This window comes from Enterococcus sp. 3G6_DIV0642, from assembly GCF_002140635.1.
Taxonomy (GTDB): Bacteria; Bacillota; Bacilli; order Lactobacillales; family Enterococcaceae; genus Enterococcus_D; species Enterococcus_D casseliflavus.
In genome coordinates this window covers 3087745-3107941 of sequence record NZ_NGLH01000001.1, presented here as the reverse complement: position 1 = coordinate 3107941, position 20197 = coordinate 3087745, and the positions used below count along the sequence as shown (strand labels likewise).

The window sequence follows — 20197 nt, the reverse complement described above, 5'->3', positions numbered from 1 at the left end:
TCAATTTCCTCCTCTTAACAATCTTTGATACAGTTCTTCTTGCGTTTGACTATTAACGATCCATTGAATTTCTTCGGCTGAGTTAAACAATCCGTAAATCGAAGCGATCAACTCTTTTGCCTCGATCATGTTTTCTTCAGCAATCGCAAGCAAAACAATTAGTTGGATTTTTGTGTCTCCCCAAGTAATTGGCGCATCGAGGGTGAGAAAAGCAAGTTTTGTTTCTTTCACTGTATGTGGATCAGCATGTGGAATGGCTACTCCCGTCTTTAAGCCAGTGCTTCCTAGTTCCTCTCGTTCAAATAGAGAATGCTTAAATTTTGTTGTAACAAGCTTTTTTTTCAGATAATCATCTGCTAAAAAATCCAGTACATCTTTTTTTGTTCGAAACTTTTTTTTGACAAAAAGGAAAGTAGGATCTAAATATTTTTGTAATAAAGTCGTTTTCTGGTATTTTTTTGAGTAAAAATTTTTCTCATTCTCATTAAGATTAGATATCTTTGCTGAGATTCTTCCTATTTCTTCGGTAGTAGGAAGCGGCGAAATATAAATAACTGGCGGTGCTGTAATGTCCAATGGAATAGTTGATATGATCAGATCAACAGTCTCAAGAGATGTACTGGCCAGTTTACTTAAAGGAATGATCTCCAATACGGTATCAGCAGCGATCGTCTGTTTGATACGGTTAAAAATCAACTCCGATGTAGCAAAACCTGATTGGCAAACAATTAGTATATGGTTAGTAATTTTTATCTTTTCAAAGGCTAACTGAAAATGGATCGTCAGAAAAGAAACTTCGTCTTCTGTTAATAAGATTTGAAATCGCTCCTCTAAATCTCCAATTGCATATTTGGTCAATGTATACATTGTTGAGTATTGTTTTTTGATACTTTTTATCAGTGGGTTTTTCAATAAAATTCCTGTCTTTGATCGATGGATCATGGGAACGATATGAGCCAATAATGTTTGCAGTAATAATTTATCTTGTGTCAGATCTGCGTTTAACATATGTGACATTTTTTGAATAATTTGTTTCGTACAATTTGTGATAGTAGATTCGTGAGGCTCATCCATTTGTCCAAAAGGTTCGATACCGTGTGCTAATAACAGGGAACATACATATTGAATATCTGTATCACTAAATTGAACAGGTAGTTGGTGTTGGATCATTTCAGAAAAATCAACCGCGATCATATAGAATTTCATTCGTCTAAGTTTGTCAAATACTAGATGCTCTTGTTTTTCAATGTGTTTATCTATAAGAAGTCTTGAAAGAAAAATTCGCAATGAAAGCTTCAAGGATTCAATAGAATAATTATTGACTGGATGGCCGATTGTTTGAGTCATATCTGAGACAAATTTCTTCGTTAAATCGAGTACCTTAGAGTCAAAGAGATTGTTGACCAAAAGATTTTCACTGGCTTTGGCGTCGGTATACTGCTCTAAAAAAGATTTGAATACGTTTTGAGTAGCAGATTCAACTGAGGTTAGTTTGAGTCCGCTAGTAGTCATTTTTGTAGATACGTGATGGAATCGACAGAAAGCAACGATTTCATCAACATCTTTCTTTATTGACTGGTTGCTAATATAAAAATATTCAGAGAATTCCTGATAGTGCATTGGCTTTACTGAAAACAGATAGTTAGCGAAAATAAAGATTTTACGATAATTAGGTGAAAATAGTTCGAGTTTAGTCTCTTTTTTTGCTAACAATCGATATCCATTCTGTTTCGCTGATTCAGAACCAGATAAAAAGATTCCTTTTCTTGGTACTTTTTTGATAGCTAGTCCCGAATCTTTTAGTTTCTTTTCTAAAGTCGTTAAATTGTTATAAACCGTTTTTTGGGATACATTTAACTGCTTTTGAAAAAAAGATGCAGGGCGAAACTCCTTTTGTTCTAATAGCAATTGCAACAGTAGCTGTTCTCGATTACTTAAAATCATTGGTTCACCTCCGGAAGCGCTTCCTTAATTGTATTCTAGTGAAATTATATGGTGGCGTAAATAACATTTCATTACCACATTAATGTGGTAAATACGATTGTCGTATATCAATTTATATTTTGTAAAAAGTAGTCATTTGTTGCTATTTATTTGAAACGAAAACTAGGCGGGGATCTATCATGGAGTTAAAGTTGCTTTATTCTGTTACATAGAGCAAAGATTTATCAAAAATAAAGAAGAACACATAGAACAAGGTATTTGATTAATAAGAAGAATGGACGAATTCAGCGATTATTTCGTTGTAATTCTAAACAATTTTGGATTGTTTTTAACCCTCTTTTCCCGAAAATCATTAAAGTTTCTAAATTTTTTGTGAATGCTCATGGACAATCCTTTCTTTTCTCCTCAATTATCACTATAATGGATAAAGATTCTACAGAAGAGAGTGTGGACATGGAAAATTCACGAATAAAAACGAACGATAATCGAATTGACTACGGTGTGATTCTACCCGTATTTTTATTATGTCTGATTGGTTTGGCGTCCCTGTATGTGGCGCTGACACACGATCCGAATAACCCGAATATGCTGCGAATGTTAGGGTTTCAAGCTTTATGGTATGTGTTAGGCGTTGTTGCCGTGATCATTATCATGCAGATCAAATCAAAATGGCTCTGGAAATTGACGCCCTATATTTATGGAGCTGGGCTAGCCGTTATGTTGGCGCTGCTGAAATTTTACAACCGGACGATGGCTGCCTCGACAGGGTCGAAAAACTGGTTTAGTTTTGGTCCCTTTACCTTGCAGCCTTCAGAATTGATGAAGATCGCCTATATCATGATGTTGGCGTTGGTCGTCACGCAGCACAATGTCAAGCATCGGGAACGGGATCTGAAAACAGATGGGTTACTGATTGCAAAAATGTTAGCCGTCACGATCCCAGTCCTGATCCTGATCACCTTACAAAATGACTTTGGTACGATGTTGGTCTTTCTAGCGATTTTCGGTGGGGTCTTCTTGATGTCAGGGATCTCATGGCGAATCATCGTGCCAGTGATTGCGGCATTTGTGATTCTCGGCGGTGGAACGATTTTCTTAGTGACTACCGATGTTGGTCGCGAGTTTCTGTACAATACAGGAATCTTTAAAGAATACCAATTCGCCCGTATCGATTCGTGGCTAGATCCTTTTCATGATACCCAAGGGCAATCCTTCCAATTGGCGTATGCTCTGATGGCGATCGCCTCTGGCGGGATGTTTGGGAAAGGATTTAATGTCAGCGATGTGTATGTACCAGTCCGAGAATCCGATATGATTTTTTCGGTGATCGGTGAGAATTTTGGGTTTATTGGCAGCGCGTTTGTCATTTTATTGTATTTTATTTTGATTTACCGAATGATCCGCGTATGTTTCGATACCAACAATGAATTTTATGCCTACTTGGCAACTGGGATCATTATGATGATTCTCTTCCATGTGTTTGAAAACATTGGCGCAAATATCGGTCTCTTACCGTTGACGGGGATTCCACTGCCGTTTATTAGCCAAGGAGGATCTGCCCTATTAAGCAATATGATTGGGATCGGTTTGATTTTATCGATGCGCTATCAAGCTGAGACCGCACCAAAAACACTTTAAGGAGTTCACATGATTACATTTTATTGGTACCCAAAATGCAGTACATGCCGAAATGCGAAGCGTTGGTTAGAAGAGCACGAGATTCCCTTTGAAGCGATCGATATGGTAGCTACACCGCCTCAACCGGAACAATTGCTGGCTTGGATCCAATCAAGCGAAGCACCGTTAACCCGTTTCTTTAACACAAGCGGCATGAAATACCGTGAATTGCAATTAAAAGAAAAAGTGCCGACCATGACTGCCCAAGACGCAGCCGATGTGCTGGCAACCGAGGGTATGTTGATCAAGCGCCCACTGCTGGTTAGCGGCGACCGCTTTTTGATTAATGGATTTAAAGAAAATGAATATGAAGGAGTCTTACTAGAATCATGGAAAAGAAATGCTTAAGAAAAAAAGATAATTTGTGGGTTTTGTTTAACGGGAAAGAATATTGTGTCGGTTTAACAAAAGAAGCGCAAGAAGAACTTGGTGCGGTCACGTTTGCTTCGATTCAAAAAGCAGGAACTGCTTTAAAACAAGGAGAGACCCTTGTTGAGCTGGAAGCGGAAAAAGCAGTCAGTGAATTTCCAAGTCCATTGACGGGCGTGATTTCTTCCGTAAATGAAAAAATTGATCAATCGATTGATACCTTAAATGATGAAGACGAGATGAACGCTTGGCTAGTCAGCTTCAAAGAGGTTGACCCAAGTCAATTTGAAGCCTTGTAAGTCAAACCTGTAAAAACGACTATTTTTTCAAAAAGAATTGACAGTCGGATAAGACGTTGCTATAATTTGCTCAATAAATGAATGCTTTGAAAAGAAGAGTACATGTTCTTAACGTACACAGAGAGCCCTGTTTGGTGCAAATGGGCAACGGAGAGAGGATGGAAGATGGTCTTTGAGCATGATAGGTGAGTGGAAACAAGCCTATCACGGGAGGCACCCGTTACAGTGCAGCAGTATGCGAAGCAATTCAAGTACTGAGCGAGGCTGTTGATGCGAATCGACAGTAAATCAAGGTGGTAACGCGGAAGTTGTGCTTTCGTCCTTTGTAACAGTATAATGTACAGAGGATGAAAGCTTTTTTTGTGTTTAACCAACCAAAGAGGAAAGATGGGAATAACATGGCATTAATCGAATTGTCGCATGTAAAAAAGTCATTCGGCAAAAAGCAAACGGCTGTCCACGCCGTCAATGATGTTTCACTGCAAGTGGAAAAAGGCGATATCTACGGAATCGTCGGTTACTCTGGTGCTGGGAAAAGTACATTAGTACGTTTGTTGAACGGCTTAGAATTGCCGACAGCAGGAGATGTAGTCATTAACGGTCAAAACATTTTGGCATTGAAAAACAAAGAATTGAGAAACTTCCGCAAAAAAATCGGCATGATTTTTCAGCACTTTAATCTTTTATGGTCTCGAACGGTGGCGGAAAACATTGAATTGCCATTGGAGTTGGCTGGCGTTGAAAAAGCAAAACGCCGTCAACGAGCGCAAGAGCTGATTAAATTAGTTGGGTTGGAAGGACGGGAGAATGCCTATCCGGCACAATTGTCTGGCGGACAAAAGCAAAGAGTCGGGATTGCTCGTGCACTAGCGAATGAACCAGAAATTTTGCTGTGTGATGAAGCAACGAGTGCGTTAGATCCACAAACAACAGAAGAAGTGTTGGATCTCTTGCTTTCCATCAATAAAAAATTGCATTTGACGATCGTCCTGATTACCCATGAAATGAACGTCATTCGCAAAATCTGCAATAAGGTCGCGGTGATGGAGCATGGGCAGATCGTGGAAGAAGGGTCAGTGCAATCGGTTTTCCGTAACCCACAGCAGGAAGTGACCAAACGTTTTGTTCAGCAAGATTTGGAGCCAGAAGAAGATGCTGAAGAATTACGGCAAGCCTTCTTACGAGAAAATCCGCAAGGGCATTTAGTGACTTTAACATTCACACAAGACAACGCCAATGAACCAGTGATTTCACAAGCGATCCGTCGCTTCCAGATCGATGTCAATGTCGTTTACGGAAAGATCCAACAAACCAATGAGGGATCCTTTGGCGGCTTGACGGTTTTATTGACAGGTGAAGCAAGTGAGATCGAAAAAGCGATCGCCTTTTTCAAAGAGCAGCAAGTAGGCGTGGAGGTGATTGAACGTGGATAAGTCATTTGTAGAAACCTATTTTAATTTTGAAAAGGTCGACTGGGCCAATATGCAGCAAGCAACCCTAGACACCTTGTTTATGACTTTCTTCTCCATGGTTTTAGTGGTTGTGATCGGTTTACTTCTAGGATTGGCGCTTTATTCACTAGGGCGTAAACAAACAGCGGGAGCCAACATTTTCTATAACGTGGTTTCCATCATCAGTAACGCCTTTCGTTCAACGCCATTCATGATTTTGATGGTCTTGATCATTCCGTTTACAACATTATTAGTCGGTTCATTCCTAGGGGCAAAAGCAGCGATCCCAGCATTAGTTTTATCGGCGGCACCGTTTTATGCTCGGATGGTGGAAATTGCTTTTCGTGAAGTCAATCCTGGTGTGATTGAAGCAGCGGAAGCGATGGGTGCTAGTTACTGGGAGATCATCTACAAGATCGTGATTCCCGAAAGTGTTCCAGCATTGATTTCAGGACTGACAGTCACAACGATTTCAATGATTGGTTATACTGCCATGGCAGGCGCGATCGGTGCCGGCGGGCTAGGCGCTTTGGCTTGGCAAGAAGGATTTCAACGTGGAAATTACACTGTTACGCTTGTTGCAACAGTGATTATTTTAATTATCGTTTTCATTATCCAAGGAATCGGCGATTTCCTTGCGAAAGCCACCGATAAACGGTAAATGAAACGAAGAACAAAAAGTGGAAAATATGGGAGGAAATGGATATGAAAAAGATTTTTGGTATTGCAACAACCTTATTGTTAACTGCCGCTTTAGCAGCTTGTGGCACAGGCTCAAATTCAGGAAGCTCTGACTCATCTGCGGCTGAGGGAGAATCAACAAAATTAGTGATCGGTGCATCAGTTACGCCTCATGCGGAAATTTTAGAAAAAGCCAAACCTTTACTAGCAGAAGAAGGCATTGATCTTGAAATCAAAACCTTCGATGATTATGTGTTGCCAAACAAAGCATTGGAAAATGGCGATATCGATGCCAATTACTTCCAACACATTCCTTACTTGAACAAACAAATCGCAGACAATGGCTATGATTTTGTCAATGCTGGTGCGATCCATATCGAGCCAATGGGTCTTTACTCAAAACGAATCTCTGATATTTCAGAACTAGAAGATGGTGCAACGGTTCTTACTTCCACTTCTGAATCTGACTGGGGTCGTATCCTAACGATCTTACAAGATGCTGACTTGATCACTTTAAAAGACGGCGTTGATACAGAAACGGCAACCTTTGATGATATTGCTGAAAATCCGAAAAACTTAGAATTTAAACATGACGTCGATCCATCTCTTTTGGCGACTGCTTATCAAAACGACGAAGCAGACCTAATTGCCATCAATGCGAACTTCGCATTCGGGATCGATTTGAACCCAGCGGATGATTCTGTTTTATTAGAAGCGGATAATTCGCCTTATGTCAACGTGATCGCTGTCCGCAGTGGTGACGAAGATAGCGACAAAATCAAGAAATTGATCGAAGTGCTGCATTCAGACGAAATCAAAGACTTTGTGGAAGAACAATGGCAAGGTTCAGTGAAAATCGTTGATGCTGACGCAAAATAATTCACTGCCAACTAAATGAACCTCAAAAGAGCGTGTCGCTACTTAAGCGGACGCTCTTTTTTTTGCGGAAAGGCAATGATCGGTTGGAAAAAAGAGAGCTCTTGCCAAATGCATTCATAGAGTAAGGGCAACTCGGGATGCTTTTTTAAGAGTTTTTCGTAATGGGGAAGCTGAGTCAAAAAAGCCTGGACCAAGCGTTGGGAACGTTCAGATAGGCAAGGATTTAGTGGCGGATAGACAAATAAATTGCCTTCCAGTAAGGCGCCCAAAAGATGGGCTTGGAAAATTTTCGACAAAAGCACTTCTAATGGCTGCTGGAGCGGATGCTCCGACAAAATCGGCGTGATGATTCGTCGCAAAAGGAAGGCTTCTTCTGTTGGCACATAAAAAGGCTCCAGTGCTAGCAGTTGTTGCCACAAAAATAAATAGCTGCGTTCACCAACTAAATAAAAACGCGGCACAAAACATGTTGGATAAACTTGCTGAGTAAACGTGGCGGGGGTGTTGGGATAAAAAGCGTTTGCCCGCAACTGATGAATCTGCTTCAGTTCTTGAAACGCTTGATTAGAAGAAAGCGTTGGGCTTGCTAAGAGGGTGAGTCGAAAAATCACATAGCGCAGTTGCCGTTCATTGCCAGTAATCAAAGGAAAACTGCGACGGTCGATCCTTAGACGATAAGGTGCCAAAAAAAAGGAAAAGGACAAAAAGCGCCGATGCAAACTGGAGGGGCTCAGGTAATACCGCTTGTGGAGGTCTGCAAAGGAAATGGTCGGCATTTTTAACAGTAACAAGAGCAACTGATAGTTTGTACTTTTATTAAACAATGCAGCAAGCATTTCTGTATGGGGGAAGTTTTTGCTGGCTAGGGGCTGCTGCAAATCATGAAAGGCACGAATGTGTCCTTGCTGCACATCATAATGGAAGGAAGGGTCCTCGTTTAAACAACTGGACAGTAGCCGACGGATCGTTTTGACGGAAAGATTTTGATCGGCAGCAGCTTTATTCAAAGGAAGGGGATTTTCGCTCAAGAGCATCGTGGACAGACGCAGCATTTGCATAATATCTTTTTCAAGGATATTTTTCAAAACTAGGCACCTCTTTCAGCTGAATTTTGCAACTGTCCTTATTATAAGGGAACTTCACACGTTATTTTAACATACAAAAAATAGTCAATAAAACGTAATAAAAAACGGGGGATTCATTGGTTGCTTGCTCGAACCTTTTATAATATAGAATTAAATGAGAGGAAGGAATCAAAAAAAACCACCTTTTAAAATAAAAAGGGTGGTTTTTTATGTAAGTATCGTTATAAAAAGAGAAACACGAAGCGCTGTTAACGAGTCTCGCTAGGCAATAAAATCGTTTGCCGCTGCCCATCGTCATACACATAGACTTTTTGGGGATAGAGGTCGGAATAACGGTAAGGCAGATCAACGCCGAGTTCGATTTGACTTTGTGCTTGAGAAAAAAGCAGTGTGACACGACCGTGATTGTTTTGGACTTCAAAGGTGAGCAGATTTGTCAACGGAATAAACCCTTTTAAATCGAGATCGATGATTAACCAAATACTATCGATCAGTTCGCCAGGCAGTGTTTGAACAATCCCGCCAGAAGCGTAGCGGCTGCGGTGATCATCAAATGTTTCAAACATAAAAACCCCTCCTTCAAGTAGGCTTGCCAATAACATCAAATTTGTCTATTTATCATAATGAAGAACCGTCAAAAATGCAACTACTTCTGCTTTTCTTTTTGGTCAGCGACGCATTTTAACTATTTTCTTAAAAATTTGATGGGTTGGCTGGACCAAGCTTTCCCATGACGTCTTTTAGTGGAAAATAGTCAGTTGCAGCTCACCAGCCCTTCGTAAGAATGAAAAAGACTCTTAAAGGAAAAGCCCTTCAAGAGTCTTGCATTTCTTAGAAGTGTCTGTTGATTGAAGACGCGATCTTAAGAACGATGTTCTATGATTATTCTTCGTCTTCACCGATAACTGCTGGTTCAGCAGCTTCGCCAGCTTCTTCATCTTCAGAGATTTCTTGTGGTTCAGTAACCGCAACGATTTGTTCTTCTGGATCGGTCACGATCGTGTACTCGTCGTTCTTAGGCAGATCAGCCACTGTTAATGAATCGCCGATCTCTAATGACGTTACATCGATCTCAACACGTTCAGGCAATTTGTCTGGTGTTGCTGATACAACGACTGTATACAAGTTTTGTGCTAGAACACCACCAGCTTTGACACCAGCAGATTCGCCAATTAAGGTTACTTCTGCTTCTACTTCTGTTTCTTCATTCATATCGACAGATAGGAATTCAACGTGGGTTAAATTGCGTGTGAAGGTATCTGATTGATACTCTTTGATCAGTGTATTGACTTTTTTGCCTTCTAAACTGATCGTGATTACGGTATTCAATCCATTTTCACGCAAGATTTTTTCTAATTCTGCTGCATTGACAGCAATCGGTGTGCTTTCTACTTTGTACCCATTGACAATTGCAGGTACTTTTCCTTCGTGGCGCAACTTGTTCCGTAAAGAACGTGGGCGAACTTCTCTTTTCGTAACTTCTAATGATACTGACATAACTCAATTCCTCCTAAAATTTTCTCGTTAATAACGAGATTTTTTAAGCAAATTTTGTTAACTCTGCACATTAAGTGGTACGTGAGTGAAAACACGCAAAAGGGCAGTTGTGTACACAACTGCCCCAGAAAGTTTTGGTTCAACTTTTCTCCACCAGGTCATAACGCTGTGTATGAGAAACTATATTTACTTTACTCTTTAACCTTACGCAAAAAGACAAAGAAAGTCAAATCATTTGAAATCCTGGCAGTTTCCTTTCATTAGATCCTGAGCTATAATAGCCACTATGGAGAAAAATTTATGCGTTTAGATAAAGTGATCGAGCAACAATTGAATACTTCTCGTAAAGAGATGAAACGGTTGTTTCAGCAAGGAAAAGTCCTCGTGGATCAAAGGATTGAAGGGCGACCTGAGCGCAATGTCGATAGCGCCATCCATCAAATCATCGTTGCGGGTCGGCAGTTGGAGACGCAGGAACGCTATTATATCGTCAACAAGCCCAATGGTGTTGTTACAGCGAATGTTGATCAACAGCACCAGACAGTGATCGATTTGATTGCACCAAAGGACCAGCACCCAGATCTTTATGCCGTCGGTCGATTGGATCGGGACACGGAAGGGTTGGTATTAGTTACGACGAATGGTCAGTTAGGCTATGACTTGCTGCATCCCACGAAAAAGGTGACCAAGCGATATGAAGTGGTGGTCAATGACTTGGTGACTCCTGAAGATGTGGCGGCATTTGCCACAGGGATCACCTTTCATGGTGGTGTCACTTGCAAACCAGCTGCCCTAACGATCATCGATGCCCGAGCGGCTCGTTCCTTTGTTTCGTTAGAAATTGCTGAAGGCAAGTTCCATCAAGTGAAAAAGATGTTTTTAGCCCGAGGGAAAAAAGTCATTCAGCTGAAACGAACAGCGATGGGGTCGCTAGTTCTACCAGATGATTTAGCAGTGGGCAGCTATCGCTCGCTGACGCAAGAAGAATTAAAAGGACTGGCGGCGCATTTCCGCTGAGAAAGAGGGAGAAAATGAAGTATAAAACATTATTATTTGATGTCGATGACACGATCCTCGATTTTCAAGATACCGAAGATCAAGCCTTAAAAGCACTATTTGAAGCTCATGGCTTGGAAATGACCCCAGAGCGCAAACAAAGCTATCAAACGATCAATCATGATTTGTGGCAGCAGTTTGAGCAAGGGAAAATCACGAGAGACCAAGTCATCAATGAGCGTTTCGGTTTGTTTTTTGAAACGCAAGGCATTCAGGTCGATAGTCCAGCAGTTGAATTGGCCTATCGGGAATTTCTAAATGAAGGACATAAACTGTTAGACAACAGTGATGAGATCTTAGCGGAGTTGGCGCAGCATTTTGACCTATACGTGGTGACGAACGGGGTTTCTGAAACCCAATATCGCCGCTTGGAAGATGCCAAATTAAAGCCGTATTTCCGTGATATTTTTGTTTCAGAAGATACAGGGTATCAAAAACCAATGAAAGAATATTTTGACTATGTGTTTGCTCGCATACCAAACGTTAAAAAACAAGAAACAGTCATCATTGGCGATTCACTGACTTCAGATATCTTAGGCGGACAACTGGCAGGGATCGATACGATTTGGTTCAATCCAAAGAAAAAAAACAGTGGTGAGATTCAGCCTACTTATGAGATCGAACGTTTGCAGCAATTACTTCCTTTATTGCAGCACTGATTCTACAGAAACAGTAGTAATTTGCCGAATTTTCGCTATAATAGAACCAGTGTGAATTTTTTAAGATGAAAGAGGTTAATTGAATGACGAATGGCAAGCCCATTATTATTGGTGTGACAGGTGGATCAGGTAGTGGAAAAACAAGCGTGAGTCGGGCGATCTTTAATCATTTCCCCAATCATTCTATTATGATGCTTGAACAAGACTCCTACTATAAAGACCAAAGTGATCTGAGCTTTGAAGAACGGTTGAACACCAACTATGACCATCCTTTTGCATTTGATACTGATTTGTTGATCGATCACTTGCAACAGCTGCTTGCATATCAAACGATCGAAAAACCCGTCTATGATTATGTCGCGCATACCCGCAGCGAAGCAACGATCATTCAAGAACCCAAAGAAGTCATTATCTTGGAAGGGATCTTGATTCTAGAAGATGAGCGATTGCGTAATTTAATGGATATTAAACTTTATGTTGATACAGACGATGATATTCGAATCATTCGCCGAATCAAACGTGACATGGAAGAACGTGGCCGGACATTGGATTCTGTGATCGAACAATACTTGACGGTGGTAAAACCGATGTATCATCAATTCATCGAACCGACCAAACGGTATGCCGATGTCATCGTACCAGAAGGCGGCGAAAACCACGTAGCCATCGATTTGATTACGACCAAAGTAGCGACCTTCTTATCCTAAGTTTTTTTATCCATCAATTGGAATGTTTCTATTTGAAAAGTAACAATTGATTCATGAAAAACTGCTGATAGGCACTCTTTCTTGAGAAATGCTTATCAGCAGTTTTAATTTTATAAAAAACAGTAGTATTCCGACTAATTTTATGGTAAAGTAATCCTCATGCGACGAGTCGAGAAGGTCTAGCATTAGCTGACCAGATTGATAGCAGAGGCACACCGCGTAAGCAACCTACCGGATTTGTAGGGTGTCGGAATATTCCTTTTGTGGAGATAGGGTATTCTACTAGCAATAGTACTGTGAGTAAAGAAAGCTGTGAACATTTTTGTTCACAGCTTTTTTTTGTTCATTTAGGTGAGAGAACAGCGATAGATGGTGGAAGACTCTCCCCAAGGATGGTAGCCCGTTCCGATCGGTTCAAAAGCAAATTTCTCATAAAAAGTAGAAAGATCCGTACATAGATACAGAGAATCAAAACCAGCTCCAGCAGCACGTTGCTTGGCTGTTTCGATTAAAAGGCGGGCACCGCCTTGGCCACGCCACAAAGGGTCCACATACAAGGCGCAAAGCCAAGGGGTCAAATCCATCCGACTGATGAAGTCGTTGGGGATCAAGCCACCGCAGCCGATGATTTGATAACGTCCGTCTGCTGCGATTTCTTCGTTGACCAGCAGCAGCCATTGCGGCAAAGGATTTGCTGAAAAACTATGGGTCAGGCTATCCTCATAAACCATGAGGGAGTCGGGACCAGCCCACTGTTTTTGGAAGTAACGAATGGCTTCTGCTAAGTAGTCAGGGTGTTCTTTAAGGGTGATGACCTGCATTTGTTTTTCTCCTTTATCCTTCTTTAGGTAAACGAATCTGAAAAATAACCCCTCGTGGCTGCAAATCTTTGACCTGGATTTGTCCCTTGTGCTCTTCAACGATTTGCTTGGCGATCGCTAAGCCTAAACCATAGCCGCCGGTCTCTTTGGAGCGGGAACGATCCTCGCGGTAGAAGCGGTCAAAGATACGGGCTTTTTCTTCATCAGAAATGGCTGGTCCTGTGTTTTTGACCTCGATCAGCCATTGCTTGTTAGAAATCTCCGATAAGAGGGTGATTTTATCACCACTGCTGGTATATTTTAAGGCATTATCTAGGAGGATCACGAGGACTTGATGGATTTTCTTTTGGTCAAAGCAAGCGGTCGTTTTGGCAAAGTTTTCGACAACAAAGTGTTTTTGATCCAATTCGGCAATTTCTTTGAAAGGTTTGACTAAGTCATCGATAAAAGGAGCTAGCTCGATGGTTTCTTTTGTCAAAAGCAATTGATTGGAATCACTGCGGGCGATCGTCAGCAAATCTGCCGTTAATCCAGTCAGCCGCCGAGTTTCCGCTAACGCTTGGGCGATGCTTTCAGATTCTTCAATGATCGTATGATTGGGCTTGGTAAACAGGCGTTCCAGACTGTTTTGAATGATAGTCAATGGTGTGCGCAGCTCATGGGATGCATTTTCGACAAATTCCTGCTGTTTTTTCCAGGAGGCTAAAATGGGGCGCATGTTCAAGCTGGAAAGCAAATAGCTGATCCCGATCGAAAGAATCCAGAAAAAGATCATCGATAAAATCAAAATCGTTTGGAAATTGTTCATCGCATTTTTGATTTGGTTAGTGTTCGCCAAGACTTGGATATAGCCGACACCAGCATCATTTGTTGGTGCTTTGGTGGTGATCGAACGAAACAAAAGGGTCTCTTCTTCCTCTGACAAGGACTGATCAACCACTGAAAAAGATGTGATACTGTCTAAGTGGCTTGTATCTAAAGATAAACTTGCCAGTTGTGAAAAGCGGCCGCCCAAGGTCTGCTTGTTTAATATCTCACCGTCTTCAGACCAGAGAATCAACTGGGTATTGAAGCGATTGGTCCCAGGGATCTTTGGCATGGCACTATCTGGTGGCAATACCTCTAGATTGGATTGCGAAGCGCTGATCTCTGCTTGGATCAAGCGGGTATCTTTGACTGCTTGTTCCAAAGAAATGTCGGTTTGCCGATAAGCCGATTGGTTGAACAATTGGAGGACGATGGTTCCTAAAAGTAAGAAAACCAACGCAAAGGCACTGACATTTAGGAGAAAGGAGTGCAGCCGTTGTCTCTTAGAGCGTTCTTTATTCATAGACTAGGCTCCTTGCATAATATAGCCGACATTTCGCAACGTACGGATCTCTTTGTCGATCCCTGTCTGGCGCAAGTGTTTCCGCAGATTGCTCATATAGACTTCGACGACAGTCAAGGTCGTTTCTGAATCAAATCCCCAGATGCGATCAAAAATCTGTTCCTTAGTCAAAATAATGTTTCTATTTTGTAGAAAATAAAGCAGCAGCTCAAATTCTTTCCCTTGGATCGGCAAAAGCTGCCCTTGGTAACTGACCTCATTGGTGCCAAGGTTGCACAGCAATCCGTTATATTCCAAGGTATTTTCATTGAACAAACCTAAGGAGCGTTTTAGCAACGCTTTGATCCGCATCAATAATTCTTCCCGATAAAAAGGCTTGGTCAAATAATCATCTGCCCCTTTTTGAAAACCGGTCACTTTGTCTTCTAAGCCGTCTTTGGCTGTTAAAATCAGGACGGGTGTTTGGAGTCCTTTTTTTCTTAGGGCAGAAAGCACCTCATAACCGTTCATCTCTGGCATCATCAAGTCGAGAATAATCAAATCATAGATCCCCGTTTCTGCCTCGTATAAGCCTTCACTGCCATCATAGGCTTGTGTGACGTCACCGATCTCGCTGACGATTTCTTTCATATTATCAGATAATGTTTTGTCATCTTCGATCACTAATAGTTTAATCATGTTCCCACCTCTTTAAGGATAAGAATAGCACGAATAGCATAAAAAATGCTTAAAAAAACTGTTTTGCCTTAAGCTGCATTTAAGATAGCTGCCGTAAATTCAGTGCATGGATTTCAAGGGAGGAACATTTTTATGAAATTGAAAAAAGTCTTTCAAAGAAAAGAGACAAAATATTTAATAGCCAAGGAGCAATTTCCTGCATTTCTTGCTGAGCTGCAGCAAAGAATGGCGATCGATGAATATGGGCAGCACACGATTATGTCCTTGTATTACGATACCCACGATTACCGATTTATTCGTCATTCGATGGACAAACCGAAATACAAAGAAAAATTTCGGGTCCGCAGCTATGGCATACCGACAGAGCAGCAGTTGATTTTTTTAGAGATCAAAAAGAAAGTCAATGGCGTGGTCTACAAACGCCGAATCCCGCTGCCCTATGCTGACTATTGCGGCTGGTTGCAAACAGGGGTCTTGCCGTCAATGGCAGAAGCACCGCAAATCGCTGCAGAGATTCACTGGCTATTTAAGCAAAACCCAGACTTGCTGCCGAAAGTGTTGATTGCCTATGATCGCTTGTCGCTGTTTATTGATGATGATAGTGAATTTCGCGTGACATTCGACCAAAACATTCGCTTTCGCACCTATGATCTTATGTTCGGTTCTGGCAGTGAGGGAGCGCTGGTAGCACCTGAAATCGGGGTGTTGATGGAAGTGAAAGCCCTCGGCGCTTATCCATTATGGTTTGTGGAGCTGTTGAACAAATACAGCGTGCGCAAAGGTAGCTTTTCAAAATATGCCCAAACGTATCAACGGCATTTGTTCAAGAAGGAGGAATGGTTACATGTTATCTAGTCTGTTTTCTGGCGATACGAGCACCTTGGAATGGCGTAGCTTATTGATCTGTATCGCCGCCTCATTGCTTTTAGGAATATTGGTAGCGGCGATCCATATGATCCGCAATGTCTACACAAAAAACTTCGTCATTACCTTGGCGGTCTTACCGATCCTCGTTCAATCCGTGATCATGCTAGTCAACGGCAATCTTGGCACAGGTGTGGCGATCTTAGGCGCCTTCAGTTTGATTCGTTTCCGCTCGGTTCCAGGAGGGTCTAGAGAGATCACCAGCGTCTTTTGGTCGATGGGGATCGGTCTGGCAACTGGGATGGGCTACGTCGGCTATGTCGTGATTTTTTCCATCATCGTGGCGCTTTTCTTGACCCTTTTATACACGGTACCCTTTGGCGATCGACAAGCCACGAGTGAACGAGAACTGAAGGTCACGATTCCAGAAGATTTGGATTATCCGCAACTATTCGATGATCTCTTTGAAAAATATACGCATTCTGCCAAACTGACATCGGTTCGAACGACCACGATGGGGAGCTTATATGAGTTGCGTTATCAGTTGCTGTTAAAAGACCAAGCGCAAGAAAAACAAATCATTGATGAAGTTCGGGTTCGTAATGGCAATTTACCCGTTGTTTTAGGCAAGCTCACCGCTAACCGCGATGAGCTGTAGAAGGAGGAACCTCTTATGAAAAAACTCATTTATCCGCTCTTACTCTCATCGCTACTCCTAGGCGCTTGTGGGCAAACCGATAAAACCGATAGTAGTAGCACGAGCAGCAGCTCCAGTTCTACAGCGGCTGTTTCAGGTTCTGCCGCAGTGACCAACGTTGCAACGACTCTTGATGATGCTACGGACTATTATGGCAGTTACGAAGAAGAAGACGTGGATGCCTCCTACGATGAGGCGACCGCCACGCAACTTGAATTGAATGACGGCGATACGACGGCTGTTGATGGCGTTGCAGTGGAAGACCAAACGGTGACGATCACGCAAGCTGGTACCTATGTCGTCAGCGGTTCCTTAAGTAATGGTCAACTGGTTGTCAACGTCAATAAAGAAGAAAAAGTCCATCTGATCTTTGCGGGTGTCACGATCACCAATGAAGACGGGGCGGCAGTCGTCATCGAACAAGCAGAAAAAGTCATCACGACCTTAGCCAGTGATACGACAAATACTCTGATAGATGGCAGCAGCTACACCTTGGCGGAAGGTGAGACGGAACCAGATGCCGCTTTTTATAGTAAAGAAGATTTGTCCATCAACGGTGATGGAACGTTGGTGATCACAGGAAATTACAGCAACGGGCTGCGCAGTAAAGATGATTTGGTTTTAGCTGCTGGTGGCACGATTGAGATCACAGCGAAAAACAATGCCATCAAAGGAAAAGATTCCGTGTCGATCTTGGCAGGGAACTACACACTGAACACCACTGAAGGAGATGGCATCCAAGCGAATAATTCGGAAGATGCGGAAAAAGGCTACGTTGCGATCGATGGCGGTACCTTTACGATCCAAAGTGGGCGTGATGGCATCCAAGCAGAAACAAATTTAAGCATCCAATCAGCCGATCTCACGATCAAAACGGCTGACGGGGCACAAAGTCAGTCGCTAGTGACGGATGAAAGCTACAAAGGATTGAAAGCTGGCGGTGTGATGACCATCAGCAGCGGTACCTTTGCGATCGATAGTGCAGATGATAGCCTGCATGCCAACGATACCATCAACATCACAGGTGGTACGATCACTGCCAACAGTGGTGACGACGGCATACATGCGGACAATGAATTGACGATCTCCGATGGGACGATTGCTATCGAAGAATCCTATGAAGGACTAGAAGCAAGTGTGATCACGATTGCTGGTGGTACGACACACGTCGTGGCTAGCGATGACGGGATCAATGCCGGTGGCGGCAGTGATACAGAGGAAACCACTGGCCAATTTGGGCAAGACAGCTTTGGTGGCGGTCCTGGCGGTGGCGATACCGCAGATGACAGCAAACAAATCACAATCACTGGTGGGACGTTGGTGGTCGATGCCGAAGGGGATGGCCTGGACAGTAACGGCAATGTCACTATGAGTGATGGGGTCGTCATCGTAAATGGTCCAACGACCGGTGGCAATGGCGCTTTGGATTATAACGGGACGTTTGAAATCACTGGCGGTGTCTTGTTAGCTGCTGGTACGACCGATATGGCCATGAATGTCAGTGGGGGAAGTCAACAGTCGATCGGGATCAGTTTCGATCAAACCCAAGCAGCAGAGACCCTTGTGACCTTAAAGGATAGTCAAGGACAGACGATCTTGTCCTATGCACCAAGTAAAAGCTACCAACATGTGGTTCTTTCTAGCCCAGATTTGACGGATAGCAGCTATACATTGGTCAGTGGGGGAACGAATGATGCGCAAGCTGTTTCTGGTTATTATGCTGGTGGGACCCTTAGTGATGGGACGGAATTAGGAACGTTGCCCGTCACGGAAACGATCGCCAACTTGACCCAATCAGGAGCGACAGCGACAACCAATCAAATGGGCGGCGGCTTTGGCCGTTAGTTGAAGGTTCCTCGATCATTCCCTGGGGGTCATCAATAAAACGTGCAGATCGCAGAAGACAGCTGCGGTCTGTTCCAACGTTTTGAAAAATCAGGGGAAGATTTAAGTTCAATTTAAGCTAAGGTTCTTATAGTCGAAATACAATAATTTGCCATTCAGGAGGAACAAAGATGAATTTTTTGAAACGAGGGCTCCAAAGTTTATGGGCGAAAAAAGGCCGGAGTCTGCTGCTGATCGCCGTATTTTCTGCAATCTTGATTTTTGTATTGGCGGGTTTGACGATTCGCAGTGCAGCGCTAGTAGCGACTGAAAATGCTCAGAAAAGTGTCGGCGCAACCGTGACGTTGCAAGCCAACCGTGAGCAGGCTTTTCAGCAAAGAAGTTCTTCATCTGACAGCGATGACCAGAGTACACGTCCAGATCCAGGGAGTTTTCAATCGACACCTGTAGCGATCACAGATGCCCAAGCAATCGCTGATTTAGACGGGGTTGCTTCATATAGTTTTGAAGTCAGTACCTCGGCTGATGCCGTCAGCGGGATCGAACCGATCTCTAGCAGTGACTCCTCGACAGAGTCAGAAGCAACCGATAGCAGCGAGTCGGGGCAAATGGGCGGTATGCCAGGAGGTATGCCTGGTGGGAGTATGAGTACAGGTGATTTCCAAATCACTGGCGTATCAACCAGTGCGGCGTATACGACTTTTTCGGAAGGAACAGCGACGATCACGGATGGAGAAGGAATTACTTCTGAGGACGAAGGCACAAACCAAGTCTTGATTGAATCCTCACTAGCTGAAGCGAATGATTTAGCGGTCGGAGATACGTTTTCAATCACTGATGCAGAGGACAATGAAGTAGAAGTGACGGTCAAAGGAATCTATGAAACGAGTGAAGTTGGCAACAGCATGAGCCAAATGTTTAACTTTCTCAACCCAGCCAACACGATCATTGCCTCTTATACCCTTGCCAATACGTTGAGCGGCAATGAGGACACCATTGATTCAGCAACCTATACCTTGAGTGATCCGTCTGAAATGACGGCATTCGTGGAAGAAGCAGAAGGATTGATCGATACAGAAACCTACAGCATCCAAACCAATGATCAGATGTATCAATCGATGCTGACACCGTTGAATAATGTCGCGAGCTTTGCCAAAAATATTATTGTCTTAGTTGCTGCTGCCGGTATCATTATTTTGACGTTGATCGTGATGATGTCGATTCGGGAACGTCGCTATGAGATTGGCGTATTGCTCTCTTTAGGCGAGTCACGAGCCAAAGTGATCCTACAGTTTTTTACAGAGATTTTTGTCTGCATGGTATTTGCTTTAGGGATCGCGGCCGCTAGCGGTAATCTAGTCGGTAATGCCGTCGGAGAGCAATTATTGGCACAGCAAACCGAAACGACGACGGATCAGGCAGCTGCTGAAAACGCTGGACCTGGAGGCGGAGAGATGCCGCAAATGGGCGGCAACCGTGGCGGTTCTTTCCCATCCTTCACCCAATCAGCAGAAGTGGAGTCCTTAGAAATTACCGTTTCCCCTCAACAAATTGGTCTATTGGCATTACTCGGTCTAGGGATCAGCTTTGGCTCGATCTTACTCTCGTCGGCGGGCATTTTGCGGCTGAACCCGAAAAAAATCTTGGTTTCTTAGGAG

20 protein-coding genes and 1 other annotated feature are annotated in these 20197 nt (G+C 42.9%); of the genes, 13 read left to right on the top strand and 7 right to left on the bottom strand.

From position 1 onward, the window contains the following. Entirely contained in the window at positions 1-1944 is a 1944-nt protein-coding gene (locus A5878_RS15005; RefSeq protein ID WP_005227910.1) for a transcription antiterminator, read from the bottom strand. Between the two features lie 453 nt (positions 1945-2397). On the opposite strand from A5878_RS15005, the gene A5878_RS15000 reads away from it, so the two are divergent. The 6 genes from A5878_RS15000 to A5878_RS14975 all read left to right on the top strand — a co-directional run bounded on the left by A5878_RS15000 (position 2398) and on the right by A5878_RS14975 (position 7300). Continuing rightward, the gene (locus A5878_RS15000; RefSeq protein WP_010749084.1) at positions 2398-3582 is read left to right on the top strand and encodes an FtsW/RodA/SpoVE family cell cycle protein; all 1185 of its coding nucleotides are present in this window, start codon (positions 2398-2400) and stop codon (positions 3580-3582) included. A gap of 9 nt (positions 3583-3591) precedes the next feature. After that, on the top strand, positions 3592-3969 hold the full coding sequence (locus A5878_RS14995) for an arsenate reductase family protein (RefSeq protein ID WP_005227914.1): 378 nt from the start codon (positions 3592-3594) through the stop codon (positions 3967-3969). Beyond that, on the top strand, positions 3951-4289 hold the full coding sequence (locus tag A5878_RS14990; protein WP_010749086.1) for a glycine cleavage system protein H: 339 nt from the start codon (positions 3951-3953) through the stop codon (positions 4287-4289). The genes A5878_RS14995 and A5878_RS14990 overlap by 19 nt, the downstream gene beginning before the upstream one ends. Before the next feature lie 77 nt (positions 4290-4366). After that, positions 4367-4616 (top strand) — a binding site (T-box leader). A 71-nt stretch (positions 4617-4687) separates the two neighbouring features. Further along, on the top strand, positions 4688-5722 hold the full coding sequence (locus A5878_RS14985) for a methionine ABC transporter ATP-binding protein (protein ID WP_005227918.1): 1035 nt from the start codon (positions 4688-4690) through the stop codon (positions 5720-5722). Further along, entirely contained in the window at positions 5715-6401 is a 687-nt protein-coding gene (locus A5878_RS14980) for a methionine ABC transporter permease (protein ID WP_005227919.1), read from the top strand. Before A5878_RS14985 ends, A5878_RS14980 begins: the two co-directional genes overlap by 8 nt. Before the next feature lie 44 nt (positions 6402-6445). Next, positions 6446-7300, top strand: coding sequence for a MetQ/NlpA family ABC transporter substrate-binding protein (locus tag A5878_RS14975; RefSeq protein WP_005227920.1), 855 nt, complete (start codon positions 6446-6448; stop codon positions 7298-7300). A 38-nt stretch (positions 7301-7338) separates the two neighbouring features. Here the strand turns inward: A5878_RS14975 and A5878_RS14970 are convergent, their stop codons facing one another. The 3 genes from A5878_RS14970 to A5878_RS14960 form a co-directional block, all read right to left on the bottom strand. Beyond that, positions 7339-8385, bottom strand: coding sequence for a helix-turn-helix domain-containing protein (locus tag A5878_RS14970; RefSeq protein WP_005227921.1), 1047 nt, complete (start codon positions 8383-8385; stop codon positions 7339-7341). Between the two features lie 248 nt (positions 8386-8633). Continuing rightward, on the bottom strand, positions 8634-8951 hold the full coding sequence (locus tag A5878_RS14965) for a DUF960 domain-containing protein (RefSeq protein ID WP_005227922.1): 318 nt from the start codon (positions 8949-8951) through the stop codon (positions 8634-8636). Between the two features lie 316 nt (positions 8952-9267). Further along, on the bottom strand, positions 9268-9882 hold the full coding sequence (locus A5878_RS14960; protein WP_005227923.1) for a 50S ribosomal protein L25/general stress protein Ctc: 615 nt from the start codon (positions 9880-9882) through the stop codon (positions 9268-9270). A gap of 300 nt (positions 9883-10182) precedes the next feature. Between A5878_RS14960 and A5878_RS14955 the strand changes: the two genes are divergently transcribed. From A5878_RS14955 to udk, 3 genes are all read left to right on the top strand, one after another. Further along, entirely contained in the window at positions 10183-10899 is a 717-nt protein-coding gene (locus A5878_RS14955; RefSeq protein WP_005227924.1) for a 16S rRNA pseudouridine(516) synthase, read from the top strand. 14 nt (positions 10900-10913) lie between these two features. Beyond that, on the top strand, positions 10914-11597 hold the full coding sequence (locus tag A5878_RS14950) for a YjjG family noncanonical pyrimidine nucleotidase (protein WP_016609901.1): 684 nt from the start codon (positions 10914-10916) through the stop codon (positions 11595-11597). Between the two features lie 83 nt (positions 11598-11680). Next, a complete protein-coding gene (gene udk / locus A5878_RS14945; protein WP_005227927.1) occupies positions 11681-12304 on the top strand; it encodes a uridine kinase in 624 nt (207 codons plus the stop codon). Between the two features lie 347 nt (positions 12305-12651). On the opposite strand, the gene A5878_RS14940 is transcribed toward udk, so the two are convergent. Genes A5878_RS14940 through A5878_RS14930 form a run of 3 tightly spaced genes read right to left on the bottom strand, consistent with a single transcriptional unit; the run spans position 12652 to position 15133 of the window. Next, complete coding sequence (locus tag A5878_RS14940; RefSeq protein WP_005227930.1) at positions 12652-13125, bottom strand: GNAT family N-acetyltransferase; 474 nt, start codon at positions 13123-13125, stop codon at positions 12652-12654. 13 nt (positions 13126-13138) lie between these two features. Beyond that, positions 13139-14455 (bottom strand): cell wall metabolism sensor histidine kinase WalK, encoded by a 1317-nt coding sequence (locus A5878_RS14935; protein WP_005227932.1) that lies wholly within the window; start codon positions 14453-14455, stop codon positions 13139-13141. 3 nt (positions 14456-14458) lie between these two features. Beyond that, complete coding sequence (locus tag A5878_RS14930; RefSeq protein ID WP_005227933.1) at positions 14459-15133, bottom strand: response regulator transcription factor; 675 nt, start codon at positions 15131-15133, stop codon at positions 14459-14461. 132 nt (positions 15134-15265) lie between these two features. Here A5878_RS14930 and A5878_RS14925 point away from each other — a divergent pair, with 132 nt between their 5' ends. From A5878_RS14925 to A5878_RS14910, 4 genes are all read left to right on the top strand, one after another. Continuing rightward, positions 15266-15988 carry a polyphosphate polymerase domain-containing protein gene (locus A5878_RS14925; protein ID WP_034869049.1) on the top strand — a complete coding sequence of 241 codons (723 nt, stop codon included), beginning with the start codon at positions 15266-15268 and terminating at the stop codon, positions 15986-15988. Next, entirely contained in the window at positions 15978-16655 is a 678-nt protein-coding gene (locus tag A5878_RS14920; protein ID WP_005227945.1) for a DUF4956 domain-containing protein, read from the top strand. The genes A5878_RS14925 and A5878_RS14920 overlap by 11 nt, the downstream gene beginning before the upstream one ends. Before the next feature lie 15 nt (positions 16656-16670). Continuing rightward, complete coding sequence (locus A5878_RS14915) at positions 16671-18539, top strand: carbohydrate-binding domain-containing protein (protein WP_086295763.1); 1869 nt, start codon at positions 16671-16673, stop codon at positions 18537-18539. Between the two features lie 170 nt (positions 18540-18709). Next, complete coding sequence (locus A5878_RS14910) at positions 18710-20194, top strand: ABC transporter permease (RefSeq protein ID WP_005231794.1); 1485 nt, start codon at positions 18710-18712, stop codon at positions 20192-20194. The last annotated feature ends 3 nt before the right edge of the window (positions 20195-20197 follow it).